The sequence below is a fragment of the Paenibacillus sp. JNUCC-31 genome, from assembly GCF_014844075.1.
Taxonomy (GTDB): domain Bacteria; phylum Bacillota; class Bacilli; order Paenibacillales; family Paenibacillaceae; genus Paenibacillus.
This window is the reverse complement of the sequence record NZ_CP062165.1, coordinates 5,738,364-5,764,131: the sequence shown is the minus strand read 5'-3', so window position 1 is coordinate 5,764,131 and position 25,768 is coordinate 5,738,364. Positions and strand designations below refer to the sequence as shown.

Genomic DNA, 25,768 nt, shown 5'->3' with positions numbered 1-25,768 from the left:
TGTCTATCATAGCACTTAATTGTTAACGCTGTGTAAAGCAATGCATTCCTTTTTACATTTCACTTCCATCGCACTAGATTTCCTCATCCTGAATGAATGGAAGAATAACACGGAACGTTGTTCCCATGCCAAGTTCACTCTCAACAGACAGCTTGCCATGATGCAACTCAACGAGATGCTTAACGATCGAAAGTCCAAGTCCGGTACCTCCCGAGTTACGGGATCTGCCTTTGTCCACCCGATAGAAACGCTCAAAAATTCGCGGCAAATCTTTCTTTGGAATGCCAATCCCCGTGTCCGAAACTGCAAATACAACCTGTTCTGTGTCCTCGTTATGTTCAACCATCACTTGTAATTTTACCCGTCCACCCTCAGGGGTATAGTTAATGCCGTTGGATAACAAATTAATAAAAATTTGCTTCATCTTATCCTCGTCAGCTTCAATATATAATTCCTCGGGAACATTCATCTCCAGACGAATATCTTTCTTCTCCGCCACCTTGGACAGTGTACCCAGAACCATCTCGAAGAACGAATGCACATGCACAGGTGAACACTGAAGCGGAGCACGTTTGGATTCAATTTTGGACAACTCCAGAATATCACCAATTAATCGATTCAGCCTGTCACCCTCATCGTATATGATCTGTAAAAATGAACGCTCTGTTTCTTTATCCTGAACCCCGCCACTAAGAAGTGTTTCAGCAAAACCTTTGACTGCAGCCACAGGAGTCTTCAGTTCATGAGATACATTAGCTACGAACTCACTGCGCATCGTCTCCAGACTGCGGATCGCTGTTACGTCCTGGAGGAGGAATAGCATGCCCCGATACGCACCATCATCTTCTGACATGGGTACCCCGTCAATACGAATCAATTTTTCCACCGGGTTGAATACACTTACTTCTTCGTGCATGGGCTCCCGCATGGCAACACTTTCTTCAATGGTTCGGGTCAGCTCATAATGCCGCTTCAATTCAATATACGGCTTGCCAGTCACCCGGTCTGCCTGAATGCCAAGCATACGCTCCGCTTCCCGGTTGACCAGCGCAATGGATTGGCCTGCATCAATCATGACAATTCCGCCTGTCATATTGGCCAGGACACTTTGCAGTAGTGCTTCATTATCCCTGATCGTTTTCAGCTGCATCTGAAGGCTGTCTGCCATTCCATTAATAGCAAGTCCCAGTTGGCCAATCTCGTCATTTCGAGTTACATCCACTCTCGCATCATAATCCAGCTTGGTGATCCGATGTGCCACCTTCGTAATATGTTCAATGGGTGACGTTAATCCTCGTGCAACCCTATAACTGACCAGTGCTACAATCAGGAACAGAAGTCCCAAGGTGAAAAACATCAAAATCCAGCCCTGCTGAAGACCTTGATCCACAGCCTCAAGGCTCATGGACAGCCTGATGTACCCGTCAAATTTTCCATTGGTTAACTCGATCATGTCGCTTTGATCCGAATTCACAGGAAGCGCCACATACAGCATGTCCTGCCCCAATGTTTCACTATAACGAATGGAATGACCATAATTTTGCTCACCGGCTTCTTTAATCTCCTGACGGTTCAAGTGATTATCCATCGTATTGGGATCGCTCTCCGAATCGCCAATGACCGTTCCATCTTTGTTAATAAAGGTTACCCGTGAATCCGTCAGCCGATCCAACTCAACAGCCCGGTCCGAGTAATATTTCTGTGTCTCTGCATTCGTCGGATCGGTTGCATCATGAAACGGGAATGTGGCTTTCAGCAAATTGATCTCACGCACCATCGTTTGCTCCAGTGCATTAATGTGGGTAGTCTTAAACACTCTGCCCATCGTATAACCCGCTACTATGACGGAGATACCGATCAGCACCATCATGATGATGGCAAGGCGAATTCGGAACGGTCTCATTTATATCTTCCTTTGTTATAATAATATTTACGTATTCAGCTCTGTTCGATCACCGCGGAGGACGAAAAAAAACTGACGGCTTATGGAATGATAATGCCGAGTTTCAGTCGTTCCTGCAGGCATTCTTTCATGAATAATGCTCAAGGTTTCGTTTTGAACGAGATGCCAACCATCACACTTCCCGCCCCATATGTAATGTGCTGCATTCTCTTTGCTAATCTTTGTCATGTGAAACCTCCCGATAGATATATATCATATTCCACATATCATATCACAGATTCTACAGGGATCATGCCGTTTCCATTCAGGTGACAATGATGAATACCATGCAGCTTGGGCAGTCGTACTAATAAAATATCATGTAAATATCAATTTGGATCCTGACTTTTGTAAACGGACGATTGAATTGGATAAATCACAAAGACGCTCCGTCCAGCAATCTGGAAACGAAACGTCTTTATCAACTCGCTCAACATATTTTCATTGTGTTAAATACTATCCGTTAACCACTTCGCCGCCATTGATATGCATGACCTGTCCACTCACGTAGGACGAATCATCAGAAGCGAGATATACGTAAGCCGGAGCCAATTCATCCGGTTGACCTGGACGTTTCATCGGCTGAGTAGCGCCAAATTCACTCACCTTTTTCTCATCAAACGTGGATGGTATGAGCGGTGTCCATATCGGCCCTGGAGCAACGGCATTCACACGAATGCCCTTCTCAACCACGTTCATCGACAAGGAGCGCGTAAATGAAGTGATTGCTCCTTTCGTCGAGGAATAATCGATCAACGTTGGATTACCGCGATATGCGGTGATGGACGTCGTATTGATGATCGTACTGCCTTTCTTAAGATGTGGCAGGGCAGCCTGTGTAATATAAAACATGCCAAAGATATTTGTGCGGAACGTACGTTCCAGCTGTTCTGGCGTAATATCTTCTATCTGCTGCTGTGGATGCTGCTCTGCTGCATTGTTCACGACAATATCCAGCTTGCCCAGTTGATCCACCGTCTGCTGTACCGATTTCTTGGCAAATGCGACATCACCAATGTCTCCGGCAATCAGTATGCATTTGCGTCCTTCCTGTTCAACCTGGCGCTTCGTCTCTTCTGCATCCTGATGTTCACTCAGGTATACAATCGCTACATCGGCACCCTCTTTTGCATACGTAACGGCAACAGCACGTCCAATTCCACTGTCTCCACCCGTAATCAATGCAACCTTATCCAGCAATTTGCCGGCTGCTTTATATTCAGGTTTCTCAAACTCCGGCTTGGGGTGCATCTCCGATTCAATCCCAGGACGCTGATTCTGTTGTTGGGGTGGCATCGTCTTTTTGTTTTGTGTATCCGTTGACATCTGGCATTTCTCCTCTCAAAATGTTTTCTGTTCCAGTCTCATTCTGTAGGATGGCATGAACAGTACAGATTATTCCTAAATCCGACTGTCTTCCAAATTTGCTGTCTGTTTTCTCGATACTTACTTACCACTCTCCCTGGAAGATCAAACAAAAATTAGATACTATAATAAATTCGATTTTTTTTCGAAAATAGACTGTTTCAGTACCTGAATTATATTCCTATGCCGTTTAGGCTGATGTACAATGGACAGTATACCGTAACAATAAGTCTGATTTCCTTCGTTTGAATTTATCGTTACCAAGCATTTCAACTCAACAAATATTCTGAATGAATATGGAGACCTAACCCATGGAATCGCACATTAATTCTTACATAACACTTGTTACCACTTCAGCTGTGCTGAATGTTTTTCTATGTTTATATACGTATTTTAGAAGAACCGAGATCCCCAGTTCGAAAATATTTATTCTTTATACAGCAGCACTATCTATTTACACATTTGGATACGCGATCGAGCTCGCCAGCAGCACACTGGAGCAAATGAAATTCTGGACGGTTGTGGAATACATCGGGATGCCTTTCTCTGCCTCCCTTGGTTTGATGCTCATGATACAGTACACTGGCAAAACGTTATCCAAAAAAGCAACTGCCGCACTTTTTGTGGTTCCTTCCATTACCTTGATCATGGTGGCAACCAATGACTTTCATCACCTTTTCTATAAAAGGGTATGGCTGAGAGAAAACAGTGCCGTGCCTCTGATGGATATTACCATTGGGCAATGGTACGTGGTTCACGGAGCTTTCACCTTTTCCTGTCTGTTATGTGCCTGCCTGATTCTCATTAAACAGTGGAAACACACCAAAAAAATGTATCGTCGACAACTACTCACACTGATTACCTCACAGATCATTCCGATGGTAGCTGCTTTTGTCTATTTGCTAGGTCTGACTCCTAATGGAATGGACCCCGTCCCGGTTCTCATGTGTCTTACATCTGCAATGTACATATGGGCTATCCTGTCTTCTCGTCTTCTAACCATCGTGCCTATTGCCAAGGATCATATCTTTGAAAGCATGCGTGAAGGTGTTATCGTGCTGGATAGCTCCCATCGGCTCGTCGATTATAATAAGTCTTTGCGTGATATGCTGCCAGAGCTTGGATTAAGCATGGTGGGCCAGCATCTGAACGATATTTGGCATTCGCTGGGCGGAGGGCCTTTCCCCGTGGAATATGATCGAGAAGGTCTGCAAAAGGATTTGTACTGGCAGTTGAAAGGCGAAACGGTCTGTTACCAAGTCAGAACATCTTATGTTTATAACAAGGATGGACAGACCGTCGGCACTCTGATTATGCTGATTGATATTACCGAGCAGCGTTTCCTGCAAGAACAACTGAAACAAATGGCTTATTTCGATGGCCTCACCAAAATATACAACCGGACACAATTTTTGCACAAAGGCCGGGAAATTTTGAGTGAAGCCCAGCTTAACTTGCGGCCCGCGGCCTTTATTTTATTTGACATTGATTATTTCAAAAGGATTAACGACACCTACGGACATGATGTGGGCGACCAGGCCATCATTCATGTGGTCTCTGTGTGTAATCGTTATCTCAGTCCGGAGATGCTGTTCGCTCGTTATGGGGGAGAGGAGTTCGTAATAGCTGTGCCCCATGCAACGCTTAAGGATGGCGAGCAGCTTGCCGAGAAATTGCGCGTTGCACTGCTCCACAATCCGCTGGATGTACAAGACATTCGTATTCCACTAACTTCTAGCTTCGGGGTCGCACAATACAATGGAGGTTCAGATTCATTGGAGTCCTTGCTGCGCGATGCCGATACAGCCCTTTACGAGTCCAAGCGTAACGGGAGAAACACCGTTTTCGCCCATGCGCTCAGCTTGAGTTAAGCAACTTACAGCATATAACTATTCTAGCCCTATATGTTGCTGACTCCACCCTTTACCTCGTGCTGCTGATTGGCAAACTGCCTTCAAACTGAGCGTACACAAAATAGACAGCCTCTGGGCTGTCTATTTTGTGTACGTATCCGATTTGTTCCTCATCTAGCTTGTCCCCGCACCTGCTGTGCAAACGCTTTAGCTTAGCCCTCAGATAAACGTGCGAGGGATTTCTAGATAACCTGGTTATTTACCATCAGGTATACCATGATGAGCAGGAACACGGCAAGCAGTGTACTGAATGTACGAATCTTGCTTTGCTCCGGACTAACATCACGGTTGCTCTTCACAGCCTCTGCTGCCAGACGCAGCGGTTTACCCATAATACCACCAATTGCCGCAATAGCAAGCAACAGAACGACTACTACGCCCATCCACAGATAGGAATACTCACCCTTGGTCATTAAGTAACCACCCGTAAGAAGCTGAATCACAAGTCCATACTGCGCGATACGGTTCAATGAACGGAGCGACGCAAATGCTCCTTCTTGGGCTGCAGCACTCAGGGTACGGATTTTGCCAACCACGAATGGCAAGATCAGGTAGAATCCCATGGCCAGCGCTCCAATAATATGAAGCAGGTACATAATCATTGTCAAAATTTCCATCCTCCTCAAAAATTTCAGTTCAGTGTGTTATACATCACATCCCATTATACTGGGGAACTTATCCAAAGAAAAGAAAACCTCCGGAGTTTCCGAAGGTTTTCGCTTTGTTGCTGTTCAAAAAGTTTTCAAACTTAGATATTTACTACTGAAATGACGTTACGAACCGAATCCGCAGATTTGTCGAGTCCCGCTTTTTCTTCAGCAGTCAGTTCCAGTTCAAAGATTTTTTCGATTCCGTTACCACCCAGAATGGTTGGCACACCAAGGAACAAGTCATTGTAGCCATATTCCCCTTCAAGGTAAGCAATAACCGGAATAATTCGTTTTTTGTCTTTCAAAATAGCTTCGGTCATTTGCACCAATGAAGCTGCAGGTGCATAATATGCGCTGCCGTTTCCAAGCAGGTTTACGATCTCACCGCCGCCAACACGTGTGCGTTGTACGATGGATTCAATGCGCTCTGCCGAGATAAGAGTATCAATTGGAATACCACCAACGCTGGAATAACGAACGAGTGGTACCATATCGTCTCCGTGACCGCCAAGAACGAATCCCCGGACATCTTCAACCGATACATTCAGCTCTTGTGCAATGAATGTGCAATAACGTGCCGTATCCAGGACACCGGACTGACCGATTACGCGGTTTTTAGGGAAACCAAGCGTCTGATAAGCTGCATATGTCATTGCATCTACCGGGTTGCTTAGAATAATGACAATGGAATCAGGGCAATATTTTTTCACATTTTCACAAACCGACTTCACGATTCCTGCGTTCGTATTGACCAGATCATCACGGCTCATACCCGGTTTGCGAGCAATACCTGCTGTAATGATAACAATCTCTGAACCTGCAGTATCCTCGTAGTTGGAAGTACCGACGATATTGCTGTCGAAGCCCTGAACAGGACTCGCTTCCATCATGTCGAGCGCTTTACCTTTAGTCGGGTTTTCCAATTGTGGAATATCAACCAGAATAACATCCCCGAGTTCTTTCTGGGCAAGCATTAAAGCGGTTGTAGCTCCGGTAAATCCGGCGCCGACTACTGTGATTTTTTTGCGCTGAATAGTCACGATTCACATCTCCCCTTACAGGTTTTTAATGATTTGATCAGCAAATTCAGAACATTTCACTTCAGTAGCGCCGTCCATCAGACGTGCAAAGTCATAGGTAACAGTTTTATTGTTAATGGATGTTTCCATACCTTTGTAGATCAGGTTAGCTGCTTCTTGCCATCCCAAGTGCTCAAGCAACATAACACCGGACAGAATAACAGAACCAGGGTTCACGACGTCTTTGTCCGCATATTTTGGTGCAGTACCGTGTGTAGCTTCAAAGATGGCATGTCCTGTTACATAGTTGATGTTCGCTCCTGGAGCGATACCAATTCCACCAACTTGTGCAGCAAGTGCATCGGACAGATAGTCACCGTTCAGGTTCAACGTTGCGATTACATCGAACTCGCCTGGACGAGTCAGTACTTGTTGCAGAGCGATATCGGCAATTGCATCTTTCACGATGATTTTGCCAGCATCTTCAGCTGCTTTTTGAGCTGCATTTGCTGCATCCGTACCGTCTTTTTCCTTGATGATATCGTATTGTGCCCAAGTGAACACTTTGTCAGCGAACTCTTCTTCAGCAACTTCATAACCCCAGTTTTTGAAGGCACCTTCCGTAAATTTCATGATATTGCCTTTGTGTACCAATGTAACGCTCTTACGGTTGTGGTCGATGGCATATTGCACTGCTGCGCGTACCAGACGTTTGGAACCTTCAGAGGAAACCGGTTTGATACCAATACCGGAAGTTTCAGGGAAACGGATTTTGTTTGCACCCATCTCCTGTTGCAGGAACTGGATCACTTTTTTCACTTCTTCGGTACCTTCTGCATACTCGATACCTGCATAGATATCTTCCGTGTTCTCACGGAAAATGACCATATCTACCAGCTCAGGACGTTTAACCGGAGAAGGTACACCATCGAAGTAACGTACAGGACGCAAGCAAGTGTACAAGTCAAGTTCTTGACGCAGTGCCACGTTAAGGGAACGAATTCCGCCGCCGATTGGCGTAGTCAGTGGTCCTTTAATCGCTACGATATACTCGCGAATGGCTTCAAGTGTGTCGTTTGGCAGCCACTCCCCGTATGTATTGAATGCTTTCTCGCCAGCAAACACCTCGTACCATGCGATTTTTTTGTTGCCATCGTATGCTTTTTCAACAGCTGCATCCAATACACGCTTGGAAGCTTTCCAGATATCACGACCTGTACCGTCACCTTCGATAAATGGAATGATCGGGTTATTAGGTACTTGCAGTGTACCGTTATCAATTTGAATTTTTTCGCCTTCAGTTGGATGAGCAAATTTTTCTAATTTCATTAGTATAATTCCTCCTTGGATTCGTATATGCAGTATGATAACATACCGCTTGTCTTATAGGGAGAAAGGGGTGTGAACGTGTGGCACGTTTATTAGCCAGCAGGTTTATCCCTTCCCCCCGTCCTTATTTATTATACTGGTTTTGATGCCATTAGCGAAGTTCAATCGAAACGTACTTTTGATCTGTTGGACCTGTATACTCGGCACGCGGACGAATAATACGGTTATCTGCAAGTTGTTCCAGAATATGAGCGGTCCAACCTGATACCCGACTAATCGCAAAGATCGGTGTGAACAGTACCTCTTCAATACCCAATTGGGTATATACGGAAGCGGAATAGAAATCTACATTTGGTTTCAGACCTTTTTGTCCTGTCACCAGTTCTTCGATCTTCACTGACATTTCGTACAGGCGTGTATCGTTGTTCATTTCTCCCAGTTCCTTGGACATCTTTTGCAGATGTTTCGCACGCGGGTCTCCATTTTTGTATACACGGTGTCCAAAGCCCATGATCTTCTCACGGTTATTCAACTTTTCCTGAATAGCTGCCTCCAGACGATCAGGTGTACCAATCTCATTCAACATCTTCATAACGGCTTCGTTTGCGCCACCATGCAATGGCCCCTTCAATGCGCCAATAGCTGAAGTTACACCGGAATAGATGTCAGATAATGTGGCTACCGTTACACGGGCTGCAAATGTAGAAGCATTCAACTCATGATCCGCATGAAGGACCAGAGCCTGATCAAGAGCTTTAACAGCCGTCTCGGATGGTTCTTCACCCGTCATCATATATAAAAAGTTTTCCGCGATGGAAGCGCCTTCTTTTGGAGTCACAGGTTCTTTGCCCTGACGGATACGGGCTATGGCTGCAACAATCGTTGGCAGCTGCGCTTGCAGCTTAACTGCTTTGTTTTCATTCGCTTCTGCTGTCATTTCATCAGCCTGTTCATCATACAGAGCCAGTGCGGATACTGCTGAACGCAGTGCTGCCATGGTACTCATGTTTTTCGGATACAATTGGATTTGTGCAATCAACTCGCTCGGAATCGGCGCGTAATCGCTCAGGCTTTTCCGAAGGGATTTCAGTTCATCCGTAGTCGGCAATTTACCAAACCAAAGCAAATAGGCCACTTCTTCAAAGCTTGCGTTTTCAGCCAGATCATCAATATCGTAACCACGGTATGTGAGCACACCGTCTACAATAGAGCTGATCGAAGAGGTTGTTGCAACGATGCCTTCCAGACCTTTGGTAGCTGTCATATTACATCTCTCCTTTAATAAACGAAATCAAGAACCCATCCAGAGTGCCATCAACATGTTCAACGCACTCGTCCTTCTTTTGTAACCATTTACATTTTAAAATGAATAAAGATCACAATGTCCGGTTTTCATATCTGTCAATCGGCATTTTCTTATCTCATCATACTGGATTTTGTCGTTTATGTGAACATGAAGCAAGGTCATTCGCACATCAAACTTCTTTATCAGACCGATAAAGCATTTTTGAAAACCTTTACAAGAACAGGGTTTACATTTTATTCTTTTTATACAATTCCGTGCTATTAATCAAGTTTCTATTGCTATATTTTATCCACATGAGGCATACTCTAGGCAAAAGAATCGAGATTATCCGATGACATCCTTGCGTTTCAAATCACTGTATTTGCTCTATATTAACTAGATAGCCTGTTTGCTTCTTTCTTGGGCAGGCTTGAAAAGGATTAAGGAGAGTTGATGCTTGGATAGAATCATTATGAAACGCTTATTACGCGGCATATGGGTGATTGTTGCTACCCTTCTGATTGCCGTTGCTATATACTTGCTGCTTCCGCTGTTATATCCCTTCGTCATCGCATGGATTATCGCCTATGCAATGAATCCGTTGGTAAATTTGCTTCAGCATAAGGCCCGATTCCCGCGGTGGTTGGCCGTAACCTTTTCACTGATCGTATATTGCGGAGCCATTGTTGTCGTGTTGTCCGCTGCTGTAACCCGCATGGTGAAAGAAGTCATTTCCTTGACGACAAGCTTTGATCTTCATGTCGATGAGATCAAGGCAACGTTCGTCCGCTGGACTCAGAATGATACGATTCAGAGTTTGATTGGACAGATCAATGAATTTTACAAGGAAAATCCGAATTATCAGGAAACCATTAACAGCAATATTAGCAAAACAACCGAAACGGTAGGTACAGCAGTAACAGACCTGGTCACTGGATTTTTCAACATGATCCTGAACCTGCTCACTTCCCTCCCTAATATGGGAGCGGTATTAATCGTTGTCCTTCTGTCGACGTTCTTTATAAGCAAAAGCTGGGCTCGGCACAGCGTTACCGTATCAGGATGGGTACCTTCATCCATTCGTAAGCCGATAAGTGACATATGGAACGATCTGAAAAAAGCGTTGTTCGGCTATGCACGGGCTCAGTTGATCATGATCTCTATCACTGCACTCTTTGTCATGATTGGATTGCTTATTTTACAGGTGAAGTCTGCCTTCACGATTGCTTTGCTTATTGGCCTCGTGGATCTGCTACCCTATCTCGGCGTTGGTCTCGTCATGGTTCCTTGGGCGGCATACCTATTTATGAACGGTGATCTGTACCTGGGGATTGGCATCAGCGTTGTATATCTCATCGTACTGATTGCCCGGCAGATCATTGAACCCAAAGTACTTGCCAGCAGTGTCGGCCTGGACCCACTAGCCACTCTGGTTGGCATGTTTGTCGGATTGAAGCTGTTCGGTGTGCTCGGTCTGATCATCGGACCTGTCAGCCTTGTTATCCTTGATGCATTCAATCGCGCAAATGTGTTTCGTGATCTTAGAACATACATTATTAACGGCCGCGTCCGATGATATTCGGTGAAGCATGCATGATTTCTGTTTTCTGTCATGCACATATAATCAAGATTAAAAAAGGCACCGCTCATCAGACTGAATCTGGTGGTCGGTGCCTCTCTTTAACTGATTCTGATATATCTTATCGTTTTGGACCGCGATAAAACTTGATACTACCATTTCTCATTTTTTTCTCCAGCCAGCCCAGGAAGAATAGACGATACACTGAACGTGTTAACGGAAACAACAGTGTAAAACCGATCAGATCTGTGATGAATCCCGGAATCAGCAGCAAGAAACCTCCGACAAAAATGAAAAGCCCATCCACCATTTTTCTTCCAGGCACCTTACCGCGCTCCATCTCGGATTTGGCATCAATGAGAACTTTGCGCCCTTCAAATTGCAACATTGCTATACCAATCAAGGACGTGAGAATCATAAGAAGCAGTGTTTTTCCGGCTCCGATCCAGTCACTCATAAGGATAAAACCAAATAGTTCAATCACCGGAATGATTAATAGCAAAGCCCACATCCATCTTCGCATTACGTTTACCCCTTTCCTGAAAGCCACACTTTCTCAAGCGCGCTGTAGAGCTCAGAAGCTGTCTTATCCAGCCTGACCGGCTTCCAGTCCCCATTAACCCATACATGCTGGGTAGAGCCTGTTACCAATCGTTCACCAGGAAGGGACTCTTCGGATGACCATACCCGCTCTCCGATACCCATCTGCTCAACAAGGTCTGCAGTCATGCGCCTAATGTCATACTCATAGTTCAATCTCAGACCACTAAATGCAGCAATTCGGGTGAAAATGATGATGTCATCATCATACCGGGCAGGTTTATGATACTTCACATCCAGTCCGGTTACCGGAAGCAGTAACCCCTGTTCCTCCATTTTACGATAGGTATACCCCATTTGGCGAATCATCTCGGTTCGACCGATTTCAAACCAATTCAAATAATTGGCGTGATAGACCACACCCATCTGGTCGCTCTCTTGATAACGCACGCGAAGGCATGCCGTGTACCAGCTGCCATTGCTTTGTTGTTGCATGTTACCGGCCTCCTTCGATATACCAATCAGTACGTATGTAACGGCTATAAAGTGTCATAAAGATGGAAAAAAAGCAACGGGACGCAAACGCCCCATTGCTTCATTCCTGTTGCTTCTCATCCAAACGCTATTACGCGTTGTTTGGAATTTGGCTTACTTTGATCAGGTTCGTGGAACCGGAACGACCCAAAGGTACACCTGCTGTAATGACAACCAGGTCTCCTTCTTTTACAAGTCCGGATTTCACGCCGCCTTCAATTGCATTTTCAAACAAAGCGTCAGTGGAATCAACAAGTCTTCCTTTGACTGGTGTTACACCCCAAGCCAAGCAAAGACGACGGGAAGTTCTGTCTTCCGTTGTCACCGCGATGATTGGAGATTCTGGACGATATTTAGAAATCATGCGTGCTGTATGACCGGATTCAGTCGAAGTAATGATCGCTTTAGCGTTCAGATCTTGAGCTGACAGGGCAACAGATTGGCTGATTGCTTCAGTAACTGTTGTTTGTTGAGCAACACGTTGTTTCAGATACAGCTCTTGGTAAGGCAGAGCGGATTCTGCTTTTTCGGCAATACGGGACATCGTCAGAACGGATTCAACAGGGTATTTACCCGCAGCTGTCTCACCAGACAACATGATCGCATCTGTACCGTCGAAGATCGCATTGGCTACGTCACTTGCTTCCGCACGAGTTGGACGCGGGTTGCGCTGCATGGAATCCAGCATTTGTGTAGCGGTGATAACCGGTTTGCCTGCAACGTTACATTTTTCGATCATGCGTTTTTGTACCAATGGTACTTCTTCCGCAGGAATCTCTACACCCAGGTCTCCACGAGCAACCATCAGGCCATCGGATACTTCAAGGATTTCATCCAGGTTGTCCACACCTTGTTGGTTCTCAATTTTGGAGATGATTTGAATATGTCCGGCATTGTGTTTCTCAAGCAATTCACGAATCTCAAGAACGTCACTTGCTTTACGAACAAAAGAAGCCGCGATGAAATCGACGCCTTGCTCGATACCGAATACGATATCATTGGCATCTTTTTCAGTGATACCCGGCAGAGAAATGGCAACGCCCGGAACGTTAACACCTTTTTTGCTTTTGATCGAACCACCGTTAACGATACGGCATTTGATCTCGGTGCCTTGCACTTCCACCACAGTCAGTCCGATCAGACCGTCGTCGATCAGAATTGTAGATCCCGGTTCAACATCATTCGGAAGATCGGTATACGTAATGGAGAGACGTTCTTTGGTGCCCAGAATTTCTTCTGTTGTCAAAGTGATGTACTCGTCCTGAACCAATTCAATGGGTTCAACTTCAAGTTTACCTGTCCGAATTTCCGGTCCTTTGGTGTCCAGCAGGATCGCTACTGTCTTGTTCAGCTCTTCGCATGCTTGGCGAATCGCTTTGATCCGTCCGCCGTGCTCATCGAAATCACCGTGGGAGAAGTTCAGACGGGCCACATTCATACCGGCCATAATCAATTTTTTGGTATTCTCCAGTGATTCACTGGATGGACCAATCGTACATACAATCTTCGTTTTGCGCATTTTGGGTTTCCTCCGATTTTAAAGGTCTATCTTATATCTCTTTTTCTTTTTCCAACTATTAAATTTACTATACTTTTGCTCATTTGTATAGGAGATTCGTCACATCATTCAGCATTTCCCGACAAATTACTCCCCGTATCGACTTCTACAGGCACTTGAGGGACTTCAATCGGCACCACAGGTTCAAAAGTGACAGATCCAATTTTACGGAATTTCTCATACCGATCCTGTTTCAATTGGTCTGCACTCCAGCCCTTCATCTCATCGAGATGACGAGCCAGAGCTTCGCTGATGGCTGCCGCAGATGCTTCATAATCCCGATGAGCACCACCACGTGGCTCAGGGATGATCTCTTCGATGACCTCCATCTCCAGAAGGTCTTTCGCCGTTATTTTCATTGCTTCAGCCGCCTGATCTGCCTTGGTTGCATCTTTCCATAGAATCGATGCAGCCCCGTTCGGAGAGATCGCGGAGTAGATCGCATGCTCCAGCATCAACACACGATTACCCACAGCCATGGCAAGGGCACCACCGCTTCCTCCTTCGCCGATGACCACAACAATAACTGGCACCGAGAGCTTCGCCATTTCCAGCAAGTTACGGGCAATAGCTTCCGATTGACCTCTCTCTTCAGCAGTATTACCCGGATACGCCCCTTTAGTATCAATAAATGTAATAATTGGGCGACCAAATTTGTTCGCTTGCTTCATGAGACGCAGCCCTTTCCGGAAACCTTCCGGATGAGCGCTCCCAAAAAAGCGGGCGATATTATCCTTCGTATCTTTCCCCCGCTGTTGGCCGATGACCGTTACTGTCTTACCGTTCAGCTTCGCAAGTCCGCCAACCACCGCCAGATCGTCTCCGAACATGCGGTCGCCGTGCAACTCAATGAAATCCGTAAATATTAGCTGGATCAGATCCAGTGCCGTCGGACGCTGCTGATGCCGCGCCAGATGCATTTTCTGTGCGGCTGTTATACCTGTGTAAATCTCTTCTTCCAGTCTATGATAACGTTCTTCCAGGCGGGCAATCTCGTCCGTAAAGTCGATGCCTTTTTCCTGTCCAAACTGTACAAGCTCTTCGATCTTTTTGCGCATCTCAACCAGAGGCGCTTCATATGGCAACTCACCCGCCATTCAGACCCCTCCTTTTTCACTATGCATATCCAGAAGCTTGCCAAGGGTGGTTCGAAGTTCCTTACGGTGGACCACCAAGTCCAGCTGGCCGTGCTGCATATTAAATTCTGCCGTCTGAAAATCATCAGGCAATTTCTGACGGATCGTTTGCTCAATGACAATTCTGCCGGCAAAGCCAAATACGGCTCCCGGTTCAGCGATATTGATATCACCGAGACTCGCAAAACTGGCTGAGACTCCACCTGTTGTCGGATCAGTGATGACCGAAATATATAACCCACCCTGTTCATCCAAACGGGAAAGAGCCGCGCTAGTTTTCGCCATTTGCATCAGACTAAGAATACTTTCTTGCATTCGGGCACCGCCAGATGTAGAAAAAATAATCAAAGGCAAGCGTTTCTCCGTCGCAAGCTCGATCGCACGAGTGATTTTCTCCCCTACAACCGAACCCATGCTACCCGTGAAGAAGTCGAAACTCATGACTGCGACAACGACAGGCAGACCTTCAATCGTTCCCTCGCCTGTAATCACTGCTTCCTTCAGTCCTGACTTCAGGCGCTGTTGTTCCAGTTTATTGCTGTATCCAGGGAAGCCAAGCGGATCAACCGATATCATATCAGCATCATGCTCCACAAACCCTTGTTCATCCAGAACCATGGCAAGGCGTTCCATTGCGTTCAGACGCATGTGATAGCCGCAGGCTGGACATACTTTCAGATTTTTTTCCAATTCCTTGCTATATTGAATCGTGCCGCATTTGCTGCACTTATTCATAAGCCCTTCGGGTATTTCACGTTTTGGACGTTCTCCAGCTTCCTGACCTTCGCCACGAAGCGCACGTTCGGAAGGTATGGTAGCGTACTTCCGTTTTTTTTGGAATATATCTTTGAACACAACTACACCTCTCCAGCCGTTGATTTGATGGTCGCAACCTGCAGTCCGTTGCCAAAAGCAACTTCACCCGCGCGCTGCGGTAAACCGCTTACGCCCCATACGTGCTGCCATGGGCCTTGTCCAGCATTCACAACAAAAAAATCCGCCGGTATAAGGCAAAGATCAGCGGCTTCTGTCAGCACGATTGATGTTACCTGCAATAACCGAAAGATTGTTGCGCCGATGCTTGAATAATCTGTCTTGGTAGGGTCTCTGGGAGCAACCTAGTCGGTCCTTGTCCTAACAAAAAAAGAAGGAAGGACAGCAGTATACAAAACATGCAAGTCGATTCCTCTTTCCGCTTACGCGGTCAGTCCCTATGTACCGATGGTAATTCTTCCTCTGCCAAGGCACGTCTATCGAAGGAATCAGGAATGCAAAATCGAATTCAGCACTTCCTGAACCTCTTCCAATTCCCCTGAAGGGACGCGAATCTCAAATTGCTGCTTGGATAAACTGATGGGACGGGTCTGTACCAGAAAACCTTCTTCCGAAAGCTTGGTCTTGATCTTGTCCGCAACCTTTGCTGTCGGTGCAATGTAAATCACCGTCCACATGCCATGTCCGCCCCCTAAGCTAATGTTCAGAGCCCGTATATTGGACTAATGATAACATACCTCACTTTTTTTCTGCAAGGAAGGGTTCGGGACCTTGGGGGAGAAATCGGGATCTAAAGGGACATTTGTCCCATGAGGATAACCGATACGGTTGATACAATATTCTTGGGTTTTCCTCTCTTAAAAAGGAATCACGGCCCCTCAGGGCAGCTGCAGCCGCCCTTGATGACCTTCAATTGAACAATTCAACAGACTGAAAATAATAAAAAAAGACGTTGAGGGAATCAGATATCCGATGGATATTTTTTAGCTTTAATATTTTTGTGCGCAATTCGGGCAGAAGCAGCCGCGGCGAGCCCGGCAACCAGGTCGTCCAGAAAAACATGTATGGCCGGTCCTGCCTCGTTGAGATCGTGAATGACACCCATCTTTTCTTTATCCAGATAACCAAAGCTGGTTAAACCGATCATGCCATATACATGGGTAATGCCAAGCGCAAGAGTCTCGTCCACTCCATACAGGGATTCATCCGCCTCCATGATGGCCTGCAAAGGCTGCGGCAAAAGGCGTTTTTCCGCAAGTTCGTCAAGGGCTATGCCTGTATACAGCGTATATTGCACCTCGCGTTTTTGCAGTACCGATTTTACGCTCGTAACACAATCATCCATAGTCAATTCCGGGTGGTACCCTTTTTGCAGACGATATACAATTTCCGCGATTGCATCAATCTGTACACCCCGCCGGGTCAGCATGGCTTCTACGATTTCATATGACATATCTCGACCTCCCGCATCGCTCCCCGGAGGACCCTCAGGTCCTACGGTGTTCTCAAGTGTATGCAGCAAACTCGCAAAATGTTCATAAAAAGTGAGGAAGGCCCATTCATTTTGGCAGCCCGCTTATCCTGTAAATTATGTAAAAATATTCACATATGACCTGCTTGTGTTCACGATCTCTTTCGCCTGCATACAGGGTGCAATTGGTAAAAGAAATACAAAAACCTGCTCGGCAAATTGACCGAACAGGTTTTATCATTGGGAATATGAGCGTGTCACAAAGTCATGAGCAATGCCCGCGACCTCTTTTTAGTATTATTCAATTCGGTTCTAACGAATCAAGTGCGTGCTATTTGCTCCCATCACCATTCATCTGCGGTTTAACGAATCACAGAAATGTTATTTCGTCGTTCTATAGGCTGTTACGCAGTTTTGTACCGGAATAACGTCACTGAAGTTCATTACAATTTGTATTAACCAATCATCCGCCTTTTAAGGCGCGATAGATTCGTTAGCGCTTTGAGGCAAGAAAACACTCACTTACGTGACAGCCTATTATTTTATTTTGACCGTGCCCTCTCCCAGCATCTTCTCCATCTCGGAGAACAATGAAGGCGAAGGTTTAATCCGGTAGGCATCACTCAATGCGAGCAGCTTCTGTTGCTGCTCATAGAAGAGCACCGTCGCCACAGGACCTGGATGTTCTTGAAGCAACTGCTTCAGACGGGCAAGAAGCTCCTGCTTCTCCGCCTGCGGGGTGATCTTCACGAATACCCGCTGCTCTACCGCCCGCGCCCCACGGCTCTGCTCCGTACCGCCAGCAGTCTCACCGGCCTGGCGAGCCACGGAAGCGGCCCCATTGGCATTGGCCGCCCCAGGTCCACCCGCAGCGCTGTGCGTCGCTGCCGGGCCTTGGCTTCCGCTGCTGCGTGCAGCTCCAGCACTCACGCCTGCGCTGCTGCGCTGTGCTCCGGCTCCCGCGCCAGCCGCCTGCCGTGGCGGAGCCGCCGGGCGCGAAGCACTGCCGCTGCCGGGCTTGCCGCGCCGCTCTCGGCTGCGCAGCTGCTGTTCCAGTGCCGCCGGTGTCAGCGGCGCCACTTCCTCAGCCAGCAGCTTAAACCCTTCGTCCTGCTGCTGCACTTTGGCACGCACGACGAGCAGTTCACCTTTCCCGACATGCTGCTGGCTGCGCCGCCATACTTCGGGAAAGAGAACCACTTCACAGCGTTCAATCTGGTCTTCCAGCTCCATGAACGCCATAGCCTTGCCCTGTTTCGTCGTAATCGACTTCACAGACACCACCATCCCGGCTGCGACGGCCATCGTATCGTCAGCCGCTTCTGTCAGTTCCATAATCCGGTCGGCCCCGCTGGATTCGAGCACATCCTCATAATCATCCAATGGATGACCAGAGAGATACAAGCCTAACAGCTCACGCTCAAGTTCTAACTGCTGACCTGCGGAATATGGCGGAATTTCGGGATATTCAATCTCCCAGTTCGGCGTCTCGACAAAATCAAATAATTGAATCTGCAGATCCTCACGCTCTTTCCGCCATTTCAGCGCCGCTTCCACAGTCTCATCCAGCATCGCCAGCAATTGGGCCCGGTGCCCTGGCAAGGTGTCAAACGCCCCCGCTTGAATCAGCGATTCAATCACTCGTTTGTTGCATACACGCAAATCGACACGCCGACAAAAATCGAGCAAACTGTCGAATGGTCGTTCCTGCCGAACGATCATGATGCTTTCCATCGCCTGGGTCCCGACATTTTTCACCGCAGCCAGCCCGAATCGGATGGCCCCGGTTGCTTTGTCTGGATCCGAATTCTGATTCGACAAACCATCCGGCTCTTGTACAGCAGACATTCCACGCTGTACAGCGTGCGAGGACTCCTCTCCCCCAGTCCCATGCAGACGTTCTGCTGTGGAAACCGTCACCACGCCCGAATTAATCCGATCATCGGACTGCTCTGGCATAGGCGTTGCTGCCTGCCATTCATATGCACCACCATCTTCTTCGGGGGCAGGACCGGGATCATCCGGTAGAGGTGCTTCGCCGTACTCCACTTGTCCGGAATAATGACGATCATCGGGCTCAAACTGTTCTTTTAAGGGATTTCCTCCGTTACCGCCCTCACCCTGTTCTCCCGCTGGTCCATTGGATTCAACCGACTGAGCGTCTCCCGTGCGGCTGGATGATGATGCAAGAACAGGCGTGAACAGAATGCCGCTCTCATTCACATCCGGAGGAAGTACATCAATGTCCATTCGTCGGCATTCTACCACGTACTCCGCTACTTTCCGGTGACTGCCCATCACGGCTGTTAACATGGAGGCCATAAAATGAACGGGATAATGGGCTTTCAGATAAGCCGTCTGGAAAGCCAGCACGCCGTACGCAGCGGCATGGGCACGCGGGAAACCGTAGTTGGCAAACTTAACGATCATGTCATAGACCAGGTCTGCCTCCGCTTCGCTATATCCTTGCTTAAGGCTGCCCTGAACAAAATGTCCACGTTCGAGATCCAGCACTTCCCGTTTCTTCTTGGAAACCGCTCTGCGGAGCAAGTCTGCTTCGCCGAGAGAGAAACCCGCCATCCGGGAAGCAATCTGCATAATCTGTTCCTGATATACAATGATGCCGTACGTATCCCTTAGGATGGACTCCAGATCCGCGTGAGGGTAATCCACTTCGATCTGCCCATGCTTGCCCTGAATGTATTTGGATATAAATTCCATCGGCCCTGGACGATACAAGGCCACTACGGAGATTACATCTTCAAATACACTTGGCTTTAGCTCCTTCAGGACGCGGCGCACCCCCGCGGATTCCAGTTGGAAGATGCCCATGGTGTCGCCTCGGCCAAGCATCTCGTACGTCAGTGCATCATCGTCCGGAATATGGCGAAAATCAGGAATTTCACCGTTTTCGCCAATCCAGCGCAGACAACGTTCAATAATCGAGAGGGTTCGCAGACCAAGAAAGTCCATTTTGAGCAATCCAATGGACTCCAGGTTTTCCATGGAATATTGTGTTAAGGCTGTTCCCTCACTGCCCTCTTGAAGCGGAACGGCATCCGTCAGCGGATCACGGGAGATGACAACCCCCGCCGCATGTGTGGAAGCATGGCGAGGCATGCCCTCCACCTTCATGGCCATATCGAGCAATTCACGTGTTTTCGGCTTGGTCTCATACAGAGCCTTCAGTTCAGGTATGGCTTCCATCGCCCGCTGAATGTTAATCCCAAGCTGTGCAGGAATCAGCTTCGCTGCCTTGTCCACCTCGCCGTAAGGCACATTCAATGCACGTCCGACGTCCCGAACCGCTGCACGAGCAGCCATCGTACCAAAGGTAATGATCTGGGCCACATGGGCTTTGCCATATTTTTGTGCTACATAGTCAATAACTTCATCCCGTCGTTCATCGCTGAAGTCAATATCGATATCCGGCATGGAGATCCGTTCCGGATTCAGAAACCGCTCGAAGAGCAGGTTATACTTCATGGGATCAACATCCGTAATACGTAAGGTATAGGCCACGAGACTTCCCGCCGAGGACCCCCGTCCTGGACCGGTAACAATCCCCTGCCTGTGGGCATAGGCGATAAAATCCCATACAATCAGGAAATAATCCGAGAATCCCATACTGTCGATAACCCGAAGCTCATAATCCAGTCGCTGTTCTAGTTCGGCTCTAAGCTCCGTGTCCGTCCAACGTGATGAATCGGCATAGCGCTCTTCCATTCCTTCTTCACACAGCTGACGCAGATATCCAGAAGGACTTTTCCCTTCAGGAAGCGGTCTGTACTCCGGCAAAATCGATTTGCCAAATTCCAGCTGCAATTCACAAGACTCCGCGATGCGGACCGTGTTCTCCAGGGCCTCAGGCACATGGGGGAACAACCGCGCCATCTCCTGTCCACTCTTGAGATAGAGCTGATTGGTTCCGATGCGCAGCCGATTCTCATCATCTACCGTTTTCCCTGTTCCGATGCAGATCAACACATCCTGAAGCTCGGCGTCCTCTTCGGACAGATAGTGAGCATCATTGGTCGCCACTAGTGGAATATTCAGCTCTGCTGCCAGACGAATCAACTGTGGGTTGACTCTTTTTTGCTCTGAGAGCCCGTGATCCTGCAGCTCCAGATAGAAATCGGCACCAAAAATATTTTTGTAACGAAGCGCCGCACGCTTGGCCTCTTCCTCTCGTCCATGCAGCAGATGCTGGGGAACCTCGCCGCCCAGACAAGCACTTAGACAGATGATACCCTCGTGATGGGCAGCCAGACTCTCCATGTCAATACGCGGTTTGTAATGGAAGCCTTCCAAATGTCCTATCGAGCACAGTTTCATCAGATTGCGATAACCCGTCATATTTTTGGCCAGCAAAATCAGATGATGGATCGGTTGATCCTTGCGGCTTCCCCGTTCCTTGCGAGACCCGGCAGTCATATAAGCCTCACACCCGATGATCGGCTTGATGCCTCGCTCCATACATGCTTTATAAAAGGGAATAGCGCCATACATCACACCGTGGTCGGTCAGCGCGAGCGTAGTCATTCCAAGATCTGCGGCCTTATTCACGAGATCCGGTATACGCGCAGCGCCGTCCAGCAAGCTATATTCACTGTGAACGTGCAAATGCACAAAAGAACTCATGTTTTTTTCTCCCTTTCGCCGTGGATAAATACAGCACCAAGCTTGTGATCAGTTGCTGCACTATCTATGTTCTATCCGCATATTGCAGAATGCTCTTATATCTATAAATGAATAAAAATATGGATTCATCTTATAAAGAAAGAATGCTTTATTATTCTATTTTATCATAACGTTTGGGGGCACGCCCATACAATAGAAGTACAAGCCGCTCCCCCTGTTACGGACCGTAGACAGGAGGTGTGCTGCTGGGTCTGAAAGGGGTGTTGCCGGATGAGCACATTTTTGTCCAAAGCCATTCTTGATTTCTTCATTGCGTTTGGGATCGTGCTGGGCGGCGCGATGATTGGAGGTATAGGAGCGGTGGTCTCTCTCCAGCCTCCGACACAGACAATGCTTGATGTCGCCGGGAAAATTAAAATTTGGGCGCTCGCAGCGGCCGTCGGCGGCACAATCGATCCGATGCGGGTGATCGAAAGCAACGTGCTGGACGGAAATCTGTCACCTGCGGTCAAACAAATTCTGTACCTGATATCCGCTTTTATGGGCGCCCACATGGGTACCGAGCTGGTGAAATGGGTCTGTGGCGGAGGGCGGGGTTAGCATGACTCCGGGACAGCGCCCATGAGAATCCCGCCTTTTTCACGTTACCGCCCGCTTATGCGCATGACTGCTGTTTTTGTTCTGGGAATGATCGCCGGTTGTGTCGTGTACAACGGTGTATTTCACCTGAGCTACAACGAATTGTGGCTCAACAATCAGGAGTTGCAGCTTCAGCTGCATCAGAATGAGGAGGATATTAAAACGCTGAAAAAATATAGTAAACGCCAAACCGTCATCAAGGAAATCAAGGTCCGTGCAGAAGATTCTGACAAAGGCCCGGACGAGGCCTCCCTGAAAGTAATGTTGCAGAAACTGGGGGATGAGCTTGAGGTTCTCCGGGGCCGCGATGTCTTCAATATCGACGAGTACAGCAAAATGACGCGGATTATGCTGAACCAGAAAGTGTATACGGTCAGGGAAAAGGAATATACCGTCCAGGTAAAAACGATGCTGGTGATGGAAGGTGTGCTGCAAGTTTGGGTACAGATTCGGATGCACGTTCCGGCTTAGGAAATGGATAACAGCCCCGGAAAAAAACTGCCCTTGCCCTCTGCCTGCATGGTACAATAAAGGCAGTAAATGCTTTCCAGAAAAGGAGCTGCGTCTTCGTGTTCATCGATGTACTCAAATATGCCCTGATCGCCATCTTTGCCCTTGCCATGGTCTTCTCAGCCCTGAACAGCATTCGTTCGCGCAGGACAACGGATCCCATCGCCGTAGGCCTCTATCGTTCATGGACCAATATCTGGATGGGCGGCATGTTGATTATTCTTGCCCTTATCCTGATGTTCGTCTTTACCGGTTCGACCCTATCCGTGGTTGTGGAAGCGCTATTTCTAATTATGGGAGCGTATAACCTGTTCGCCGGTATACGTAACCGCAGTTATTATGCCCGGCTTCAGCTTCATGCGGGTGATGGAACCGAGAAGACATCCGGTCAATCTGCCTGAGACGCTTCTACAGGTTTCCTTTCACCCCAAAAAGAGAGTATTCCTCATCTATCGAACAAGCCTGACCCTCGTCCATTTCGGGGTAGAGTGACGGTATCGATCAGAGGGTACTCTCTTTTTTCTGAACTCATCCTTTTCTTCGAACCCAGATTACCCATGTTCTAGGCATGGTCAATGGATTGCAGCGTCATCACCGCTTTGCATACCACATTCCCGTCACGGGTAATGACAATATCCATTTTGCAAGTTCGACGACTCGTCTCCAGAATAATGGGACGAACCAGAATCTGATCTTCAATCTGCACGGGACGAACAAAATATGTTGTCACATTATCCACCACATGGTCGTTCCCTGTAACATCCCAGGCAGCACGCCGTCCCGCCTGTGTCATCACATTCAACAGAACTCCTTCCGAGATGGTGCCAAGATCTGTCGCCATCTGCGGAATGATGAATCCATGGAAAAACAATTCGTTATGCTCTCCGCGCTCCTCAGCGAAGCCGTTCCAGATCAGATGGTCAAACGTTTCTCCGAGCTGTGGCTGCTTCTGTGCATCGCGCATTGCCTGCAACACTTCCTTGCGTGTAACGGATGCAATCAGTTTACGGTTCCGATCCACAATGGGCAGGAAATCAATGCCCTCCCACGTCATGATCTGGGCAGCCGAGGCCAGAGAGGTTTGCAGCGAAGCCGTAATCGGGCGGCGTACAACACACTTCTCAATACTCTGATCTTCTTTTAATTCACTGACATCTTTCAGACTGACAATGCCAATTACCCGGTTCCATTCATCCACCACCGGGAAACGATGTTCTCCCGTCTCCGAAACAAGCATATGAAAATCTGCAGCCGAACTGGTGACCTTTAGCACCTGCAGACGAGGCTTCTGCCCGATAATATCCTCAACCAGCATAATTTTTTTCTTAATCAGCCGATCGAAGATTGCCCTGTTGATCATTGAAGCCACCGTAAATGTATCATGTCTGGAAGAAATGATGGGCAGCCCGAGTTCATCCGCCATCAATCTCACTTCACGGCTTGTACCGAAGCCACCTGTGATTAACACGCCTGCACCCTGTTCAAGCGCAAGGGAATGCGCATTATCCCGGTTTCCAACAATGAGCAGGCTTCCCGCGTCAATGTAACGTGCCATCGCCTCCTCTTTCATCGCACCGATCACATATTTGTGAAGCGGTTTGGCGAGTCCGTCACTTCCGCCAAGCACATGGCCTTCGACGATGGTTACCACATCGGCAAAAGTCAACTGCTCTGTCATGCCGCGGGGTCTTTTCTCGATCCGTACCGTTCCAATTCGTTCTTTGGTCACGACCAGCCCAAAGTTCTCTGCCTCTTTTACCGCACGATAGGCTGTACCTTCACTTACCCCCAGCTCCCGTGCCAGTCCGCGTACCGAAATTTTGCTGCCTACCTTCAGTTGTTCAATATGTTGAAGTAACTGTTCATGCTTCGTCACGTTTTCTTCCTGACCGTCCATCTGTACCACCCCCGAAGATGCATCTGTACTATTCTGTATCTATTATATCACGGCCTTGGGAAAATAACCCCATCCCTCGCACCTTTCTCCTAAAGAACCGCGCTAAATGGATCAAATAATCGGAACAGCGAATTAAGGGTACTAAAAAAGACCGGCCCCTTTCATACAAAAGGGAATCCGGCCTTACTTAGACAGGTAGAACCATCTCTATCACCATGTCGCATGTGATCCAAACCTTATACAGACTTGCTTTGCTCCTGCTTGTCCAGCAGTTTCATCTCCCATTGCCGGAGCTTTGCCCGTCGAACAGCTTCCAGTGCACGCTTCTTCTCTTCATCCACACCTAGAATAAAATGAAGATGTGCACCAACGATCAATAATGAGAACAGCACCCAGACGATGCCAAAAATATTAACCCAGTCCATTCCACCAGCGAACGAAATTCGCGGCAGTGCGATAATCAGCATAGACAGCGCAATAAGCAGATAGATCACATGTTTTGCCTTTTTCAACCTTTTCACCATTCACAGCTCCTTCGTTCTTGATCGACTCTATATGTCTAGTCTATGAACGAAAATGCGGTAATATGAAAGGTTCAGGTAAATAATCGGGACAGGTGTTTAAGCTTCAGCGCCACCATACAGATGACCCAGGCTATCTGCAATAATTTTGTTCACGTCTTCGATAATGACACTTAGACGACGTTCAGCATCGAACAGACGACGAATGTTCAGGTTCAAACTCAGTACTTCAAATAATTTTTCCATTTTCTCCATCTCATCCGGAGCAGGCATATCCCCGCTCATCATACGTTGCTGCAGTTCCATCTGTTGATCGCGAAAGTTATCCAGCATCGCCTTTGCTTCCGGGTCCACTTCGATCAGCTTCATTGCAGAAGTAATTTCTTCCACCTCACTGCTTTCTCTCAGGGCTTTCGCCAAGTCATTTGCTTTGTCATAAATGTTCACTATTATTCCTCCTCGAAA

23 protein-coding genes and 1 pseudogene are annotated in these 25,768 nt (G+C 47.6%); 5 read left to right on the top strand and 19 right to left on the bottom strand.

Features of this window, described 5'->3' with window-relative positions:
* Positions 1–73: 73 nt before the first annotated feature.
* The 3 genes and pseudogenes from pnpS to JNUCC31_RS25390 all read right to left on the bottom strand — a co-directional run bounded on the left by pnpS (position 74) and on the right by JNUCC31_RS25390 (position 3,268).
* Positions 74–1,903 (bottom strand): two-component system histidine kinase PnpS, encoded by a 1,830-nt coding sequence (gene pnpS, locus JNUCC31_RS25400; RefSeq protein ID WP_192265802.1) that lies wholly within the window; start codon positions 1,901–1,903, stop codon positions 74–76.
* Positions 1,904–1,954: 51 nt separating this feature from the next.
* Positions 1,955–2,131 (bottom strand): annotated as a pseudogene (locus JNUCC31_RS25395) (cupin domain-containing protein); the annotation flags it as partial.
* 267 nt (positions 2,132–2,398) lie between these two features.
* Positions 2,399–3,268, bottom strand: coding sequence for an SDR family oxidoreductase (locus JNUCC31_RS25390; protein ID WP_192265799.1), 870 nt, complete (start codon positions 3,266–3,268; stop codon positions 2,399–2,401).
* 350 nt (positions 3,269–3,618) lie between these two features.
* Here JNUCC31_RS25390 and JNUCC31_RS25385 point away from each other — a divergent pair, with 350 nt between their 5' ends.
* Positions 3,619–5,178, top strand: coding sequence for a histidine kinase N-terminal 7TM domain-containing diguanylate cyclase (locus tag JNUCC31_RS25385; RefSeq protein ID WP_192265796.1), 1,560 nt, complete (start codon positions 3,619–3,621; stop codon positions 5,176–5,178).
* A gap of 224 nt (positions 5,179–5,402) precedes the next feature.
* On the opposite strand, the gene JNUCC31_RS25380 is transcribed toward JNUCC31_RS25385, so the two are convergent.
* The 4 genes from JNUCC31_RS25380 to citZ form a co-directional block, all read right to left on the bottom strand.
* Positions 5,403–5,828 carry a hypothetical protein gene (locus JNUCC31_RS25380; protein WP_192265794.1) on the bottom strand — a complete coding sequence of 142 codons (426 nt, stop codon included), beginning with the start codon at positions 5,826–5,828 and terminating at the stop codon, positions 5,403–5,405.
* 140 nt (positions 5,829–5,968) lie between these two features.
* The gene (gene mdh, locus JNUCC31_RS25375; RefSeq protein ID WP_192265792.1) at positions 5,969–6,910 is read right to left on the bottom strand and encodes a malate dehydrogenase; all 942 of its coding nucleotides are present in this window, start codon (positions 6,908–6,910) and stop codon (positions 5,969–5,971) included.
* A gap of 15 nt (positions 6,911–6,925) precedes the next feature.
* The gene (gene icd / locus JNUCC31_RS25370; protein ID WP_192265790.1) at positions 6,926–8,218 is read right to left on the bottom strand and encodes an NADP-dependent isocitrate dehydrogenase; all 1,293 of its coding nucleotides are present in this window, start codon (positions 8,216–8,218) and stop codon (positions 6,926–6,928) included.
* A gap of 151 nt (positions 8,219–8,369) precedes the next feature.
* A complete protein-coding gene (gene citZ, locus JNUCC31_RS25365; protein WP_192265788.1) occupies positions 8,370–9,482 on the bottom strand; it encodes a citrate synthase in 1,113 nt (370 codons plus the stop codon).
* Between the two features lie 478 nt (positions 9,483–9,960).
* Here citZ and ytvI point away from each other — a divergent pair, with 478 nt between their 5' ends.
* Positions 9,961–11,079: a sporulation integral membrane protein YtvI gene (gene ytvI, locus JNUCC31_RS25360; protein WP_192265786.1), complete on the top strand. Its 1,119-nt coding sequence runs from the start codon at positions 9,961–9,963 to the stop codon at positions 11,077–11,079.
* Positions 11,080–11,203: 124 nt separating this feature from the next.
* Here the strand turns inward: ytvI and JNUCC31_RS25355 are convergent, their stop codons facing one another.
* The 9 genes from JNUCC31_RS25355 to JNUCC31_RS33555 all read right to left on the bottom strand — a co-directional run bounded on the left by JNUCC31_RS25355 (position 11,204) and on the right by JNUCC31_RS33555 (position 21,736).
* Positions 11,204–11,605 carry an FxsA family protein gene (locus JNUCC31_RS25355; protein ID WP_062329578.1) on the bottom strand — a complete coding sequence of 134 codons (402 nt, stop codon included), beginning with the start codon at positions 11,603–11,605 and terminating at the stop codon, positions 11,204–11,206.
* Positions 11,606–11,610: 5 nt separating this feature from the next.
* Positions 11,611–12,117 carry an acyl-CoA thioesterase gene (locus tag JNUCC31_RS25350; RefSeq protein WP_192265783.1) on the bottom strand — a complete coding sequence of 169 codons (507 nt, stop codon included), beginning with the start codon at positions 12,115–12,117 and terminating at the stop codon, positions 11,611–11,613.
* A gap of 130 nt (positions 12,118–12,247) precedes the next feature.
* Complete coding sequence (gene pyk / locus JNUCC31_RS25345; protein ID WP_192265780.1) at positions 12,248–13,675, bottom strand: pyruvate kinase; 1,428 nt, start codon at positions 13,673–13,675, stop codon at positions 12,248–12,250.
* 104 nt (positions 13,676–13,779) lie between these two features.
* Positions 13,780–14,811 (bottom strand): acetyl-CoA carboxylase carboxyltransferase subunit alpha, encoded by a 1,032-nt coding sequence (locus JNUCC31_RS25340; protein WP_192265778.1) that lies wholly within the window; start codon positions 14,809–14,811, stop codon positions 13,780–13,782.
* Complete coding sequence (gene accD, locus JNUCC31_RS25335) at positions 14,812–15,705, bottom strand: acetyl-CoA carboxylase, carboxyltransferase subunit beta (protein ID WP_192265776.1); 894 nt, start codon at positions 15,703–15,705, stop codon at positions 14,812–14,814.
* Positions 15,706–15,707: 2 nt separating this feature from the next.
* The gene (locus JNUCC31_RS25330; protein ID WP_192265774.1) at positions 15,708–15,887 is read right to left on the bottom strand and encodes a hypothetical protein; all 180 of its coding nucleotides are present in this window, start codon (positions 15,885–15,887) and stop codon (positions 15,708–15,710) included.
* Between the two features lie 225 nt (positions 15,888–16,112).
* Positions 16,113–16,301 carry a hypothetical protein gene (locus tag JNUCC31_RS25325; RefSeq protein ID WP_017689496.1) on the bottom strand — a complete coding sequence of 63 codons (189 nt, stop codon included), beginning with the start codon at positions 16,299–16,301 and terminating at the stop codon, positions 16,113–16,115.
* 284 nt (positions 16,302–16,585) lie between these two features.
* Complete coding sequence (locus JNUCC31_RS25320; protein ID WP_192265771.1) at positions 16,586–17,077, bottom strand: phosphatidylglycerophosphatase A family protein; 492 nt, start codon at positions 17,075–17,077, stop codon at positions 16,586–16,588.
* A gap of 555 nt (positions 17,078–17,632) precedes the next feature.
* Positions 17,633–21,736 carry a DNA polymerase III subunit alpha gene (locus JNUCC31_RS33555; protein WP_228469242.1) on the bottom strand — a complete coding sequence of 1,368 codons (4,104 nt, stop codon included), beginning with the start codon at positions 21,734–21,736 and terminating at the stop codon, positions 17,633–17,635.
* A gap of 270 nt (positions 21,737–22,006) precedes the next feature.
* Between JNUCC31_RS33555 and JNUCC31_RS25305 the strand changes: the two genes are divergently transcribed.
* The 3 genes from JNUCC31_RS25305 (at position 22,007) to JNUCC31_RS25295 (ending at position 23,286) form a co-directional block, all read left to right on the top strand.
* Positions 22,007–22,336: a YtrH family sporulation protein gene (locus JNUCC31_RS25305; protein ID WP_024629128.1), complete on the top strand. Its 330-nt coding sequence runs from the start codon at positions 22,007–22,009 to the stop codon at positions 22,334–22,336.
* Positions 22,337–22,357: 21 nt separating this feature from the next.
* The gene (locus JNUCC31_RS25300) at positions 22,358–22,846 is read left to right on the top strand and encodes a sporulation membrane protein YtrI (protein WP_063564310.1); all 489 of its coding nucleotides are present in this window, start codon (positions 22,358–22,360) and stop codon (positions 22,844–22,846) included.
* A gap of 98 nt (positions 22,847–22,944) precedes the next feature.
* Entirely contained in the window at positions 22,945–23,286 is a 342-nt protein-coding gene (locus JNUCC31_RS25295) for a YtpI family protein (RefSeq protein WP_192265769.1), read from the top strand.
* A gap of 161 nt (positions 23,287–23,447) precedes the next feature.
* On the opposite strand, the gene JNUCC31_RS25290 is transcribed toward JNUCC31_RS25295, so the two are convergent.
* The 3 genes from JNUCC31_RS25290 to JNUCC31_RS25280 all read right to left on the bottom strand — a co-directional run bounded on the left by JNUCC31_RS25290 (position 23,448) and on the right by JNUCC31_RS25280 (position 25,750).
* Entirely contained in the window at positions 23,448–24,782 is a 1,335-nt protein-coding gene (locus JNUCC31_RS25290; protein ID WP_192265767.1) for a DRTGG domain-containing protein, read from the bottom strand.
* 236 nt (positions 24,783–25,018) lie between these two features.
* Positions 25,019–25,306, bottom strand: coding sequence for a hypothetical protein (locus tag JNUCC31_RS25285; RefSeq protein WP_416234329.1), 288 nt, complete (start codon positions 25,304–25,306; stop codon positions 25,019–25,021).
* 96 nt (positions 25,307–25,402) lie between these two features.
* On the bottom strand, positions 25,403–25,750 hold the full coding sequence (locus JNUCC31_RS25280) for a YlbF/YmcA family competence regulator (RefSeq protein ID WP_024629123.1): 348 nt from the start codon (positions 25,748–25,750) through the stop codon (positions 25,403–25,405).
* Positions 25,751–25,768: the final 18 nt, after the last annotated feature.

What these genes read in the sequence shown, in the direction of transcription:
- pnpS (WP_192265802.1), bottom strand. Translation starts at nt 1,903, where the DNA reads ATGAGACCGTTCCGAATTCGCCTTGCCATCATCATGATGGTGCTGATC.
- JNUCC31_RS25390 (WP_192265799.1), bottom strand. Translation starts at nt 3,268, where the DNA reads ATGTCAACGGATACACAAAACAAAAAGACGATGCCACCCCAACAACAG.
- JNUCC31_RS25385 (WP_192265796.1), top strand. Translation starts at nt 3,619, where the DNA reads ATGGAATCGCACATTAATTCTTACATAACACTTGTTACCACTTCAGCT.
- icd (WP_192265790.1), bottom strand. Translation starts at nt 8,218, where the DNA reads ATGAAATTAGAAAAATTTGCTCATCCAACTGAAGGCGAAAAAATTCAA.
- citZ (WP_192265788.1), bottom strand. Translation starts at nt 9,482, where the DNA reads ATGACAGCTACCAAAGGTCTGGAAGGCATCGTTGCAACAACCTCTTCG.
- JNUCC31_RS25355 (WP_062329578.1), bottom strand. Translation starts at nt 11,605, where the DNA reads ATGCGAAGATGGATGTGGGCTTTGCTATTAATCATTCCGGTGATTGAA.
- JNUCC31_RS25350 (WP_192265783.1), bottom strand. Translation starts at nt 12,117, where the DNA reads ATGCAACAACAAAGCAATGGCAGCTGGTACACGGCATGCCTTCGCGTG.
- pyk (WP_192265780.1), bottom strand. Translation starts at nt 13,675, where the DNA reads ATGCGCAAAACGAAGATTGTATGTACGATTGGTCCATCCAGTGAATCA.
- JNUCC31_RS25340 (WP_192265778.1), bottom strand. Translation starts at nt 14,811, where the DNA reads ATGGCGGGTGAGTTGCCATATGAAGCGCCTCTGGTTGAGATGCGCAAA.
- JNUCC31_RS25325 (WP_017689496.1), bottom strand. Translation starts at nt 16,301, where the DNA reads ATGTGGACGGTGATTTACATTGCACCGACAGCAAAGGTTGCGGACAAG.
- JNUCC31_RS25320 (WP_192265771.1), bottom strand. Translation starts at nt 17,077, where the DNA reads ATGTCATATGAAATCGTAGAAGCCATGCTGACCCGGCGGGGTGTACAG.
- JNUCC31_RS33555 (WP_228469242.1), bottom strand. Translation starts at nt 21,736, where the DNA reads ATGAGTTCTTTTGTGCATTTGCACGTTCACAGTGAATATAGCTTGCTG.
- JNUCC31_RS25305 (WP_024629128.1), top strand. Translation starts at nt 22,007, where the DNA reads ATGAGCACATTTTTGTCCAAAGCCATTCTTGATTTCTTCATTGCGTTT.
- JNUCC31_RS25300 (WP_063564310.1), top strand. Translation starts at nt 22,358, where the DNA reads ATGAGAATCCCGCCTTTTTCACGTTACCGCCCGCTTATGCGCATGACT.
- JNUCC31_RS25290 (WP_192265767.1), bottom strand. Translation starts at nt 24,782, where the DNA reads ATGGACGGTCAGGAAGAAAACGTGACGAAGCATGAACAGTTACTTCAA.
- JNUCC31_RS25285 (WP_416234329.1), bottom strand. Translation starts at nt 25,306, where the DNA reads ATGGTGAAAAGGTTGAAAAAGGCAAAACATGTGATCTATCTGCTTATT.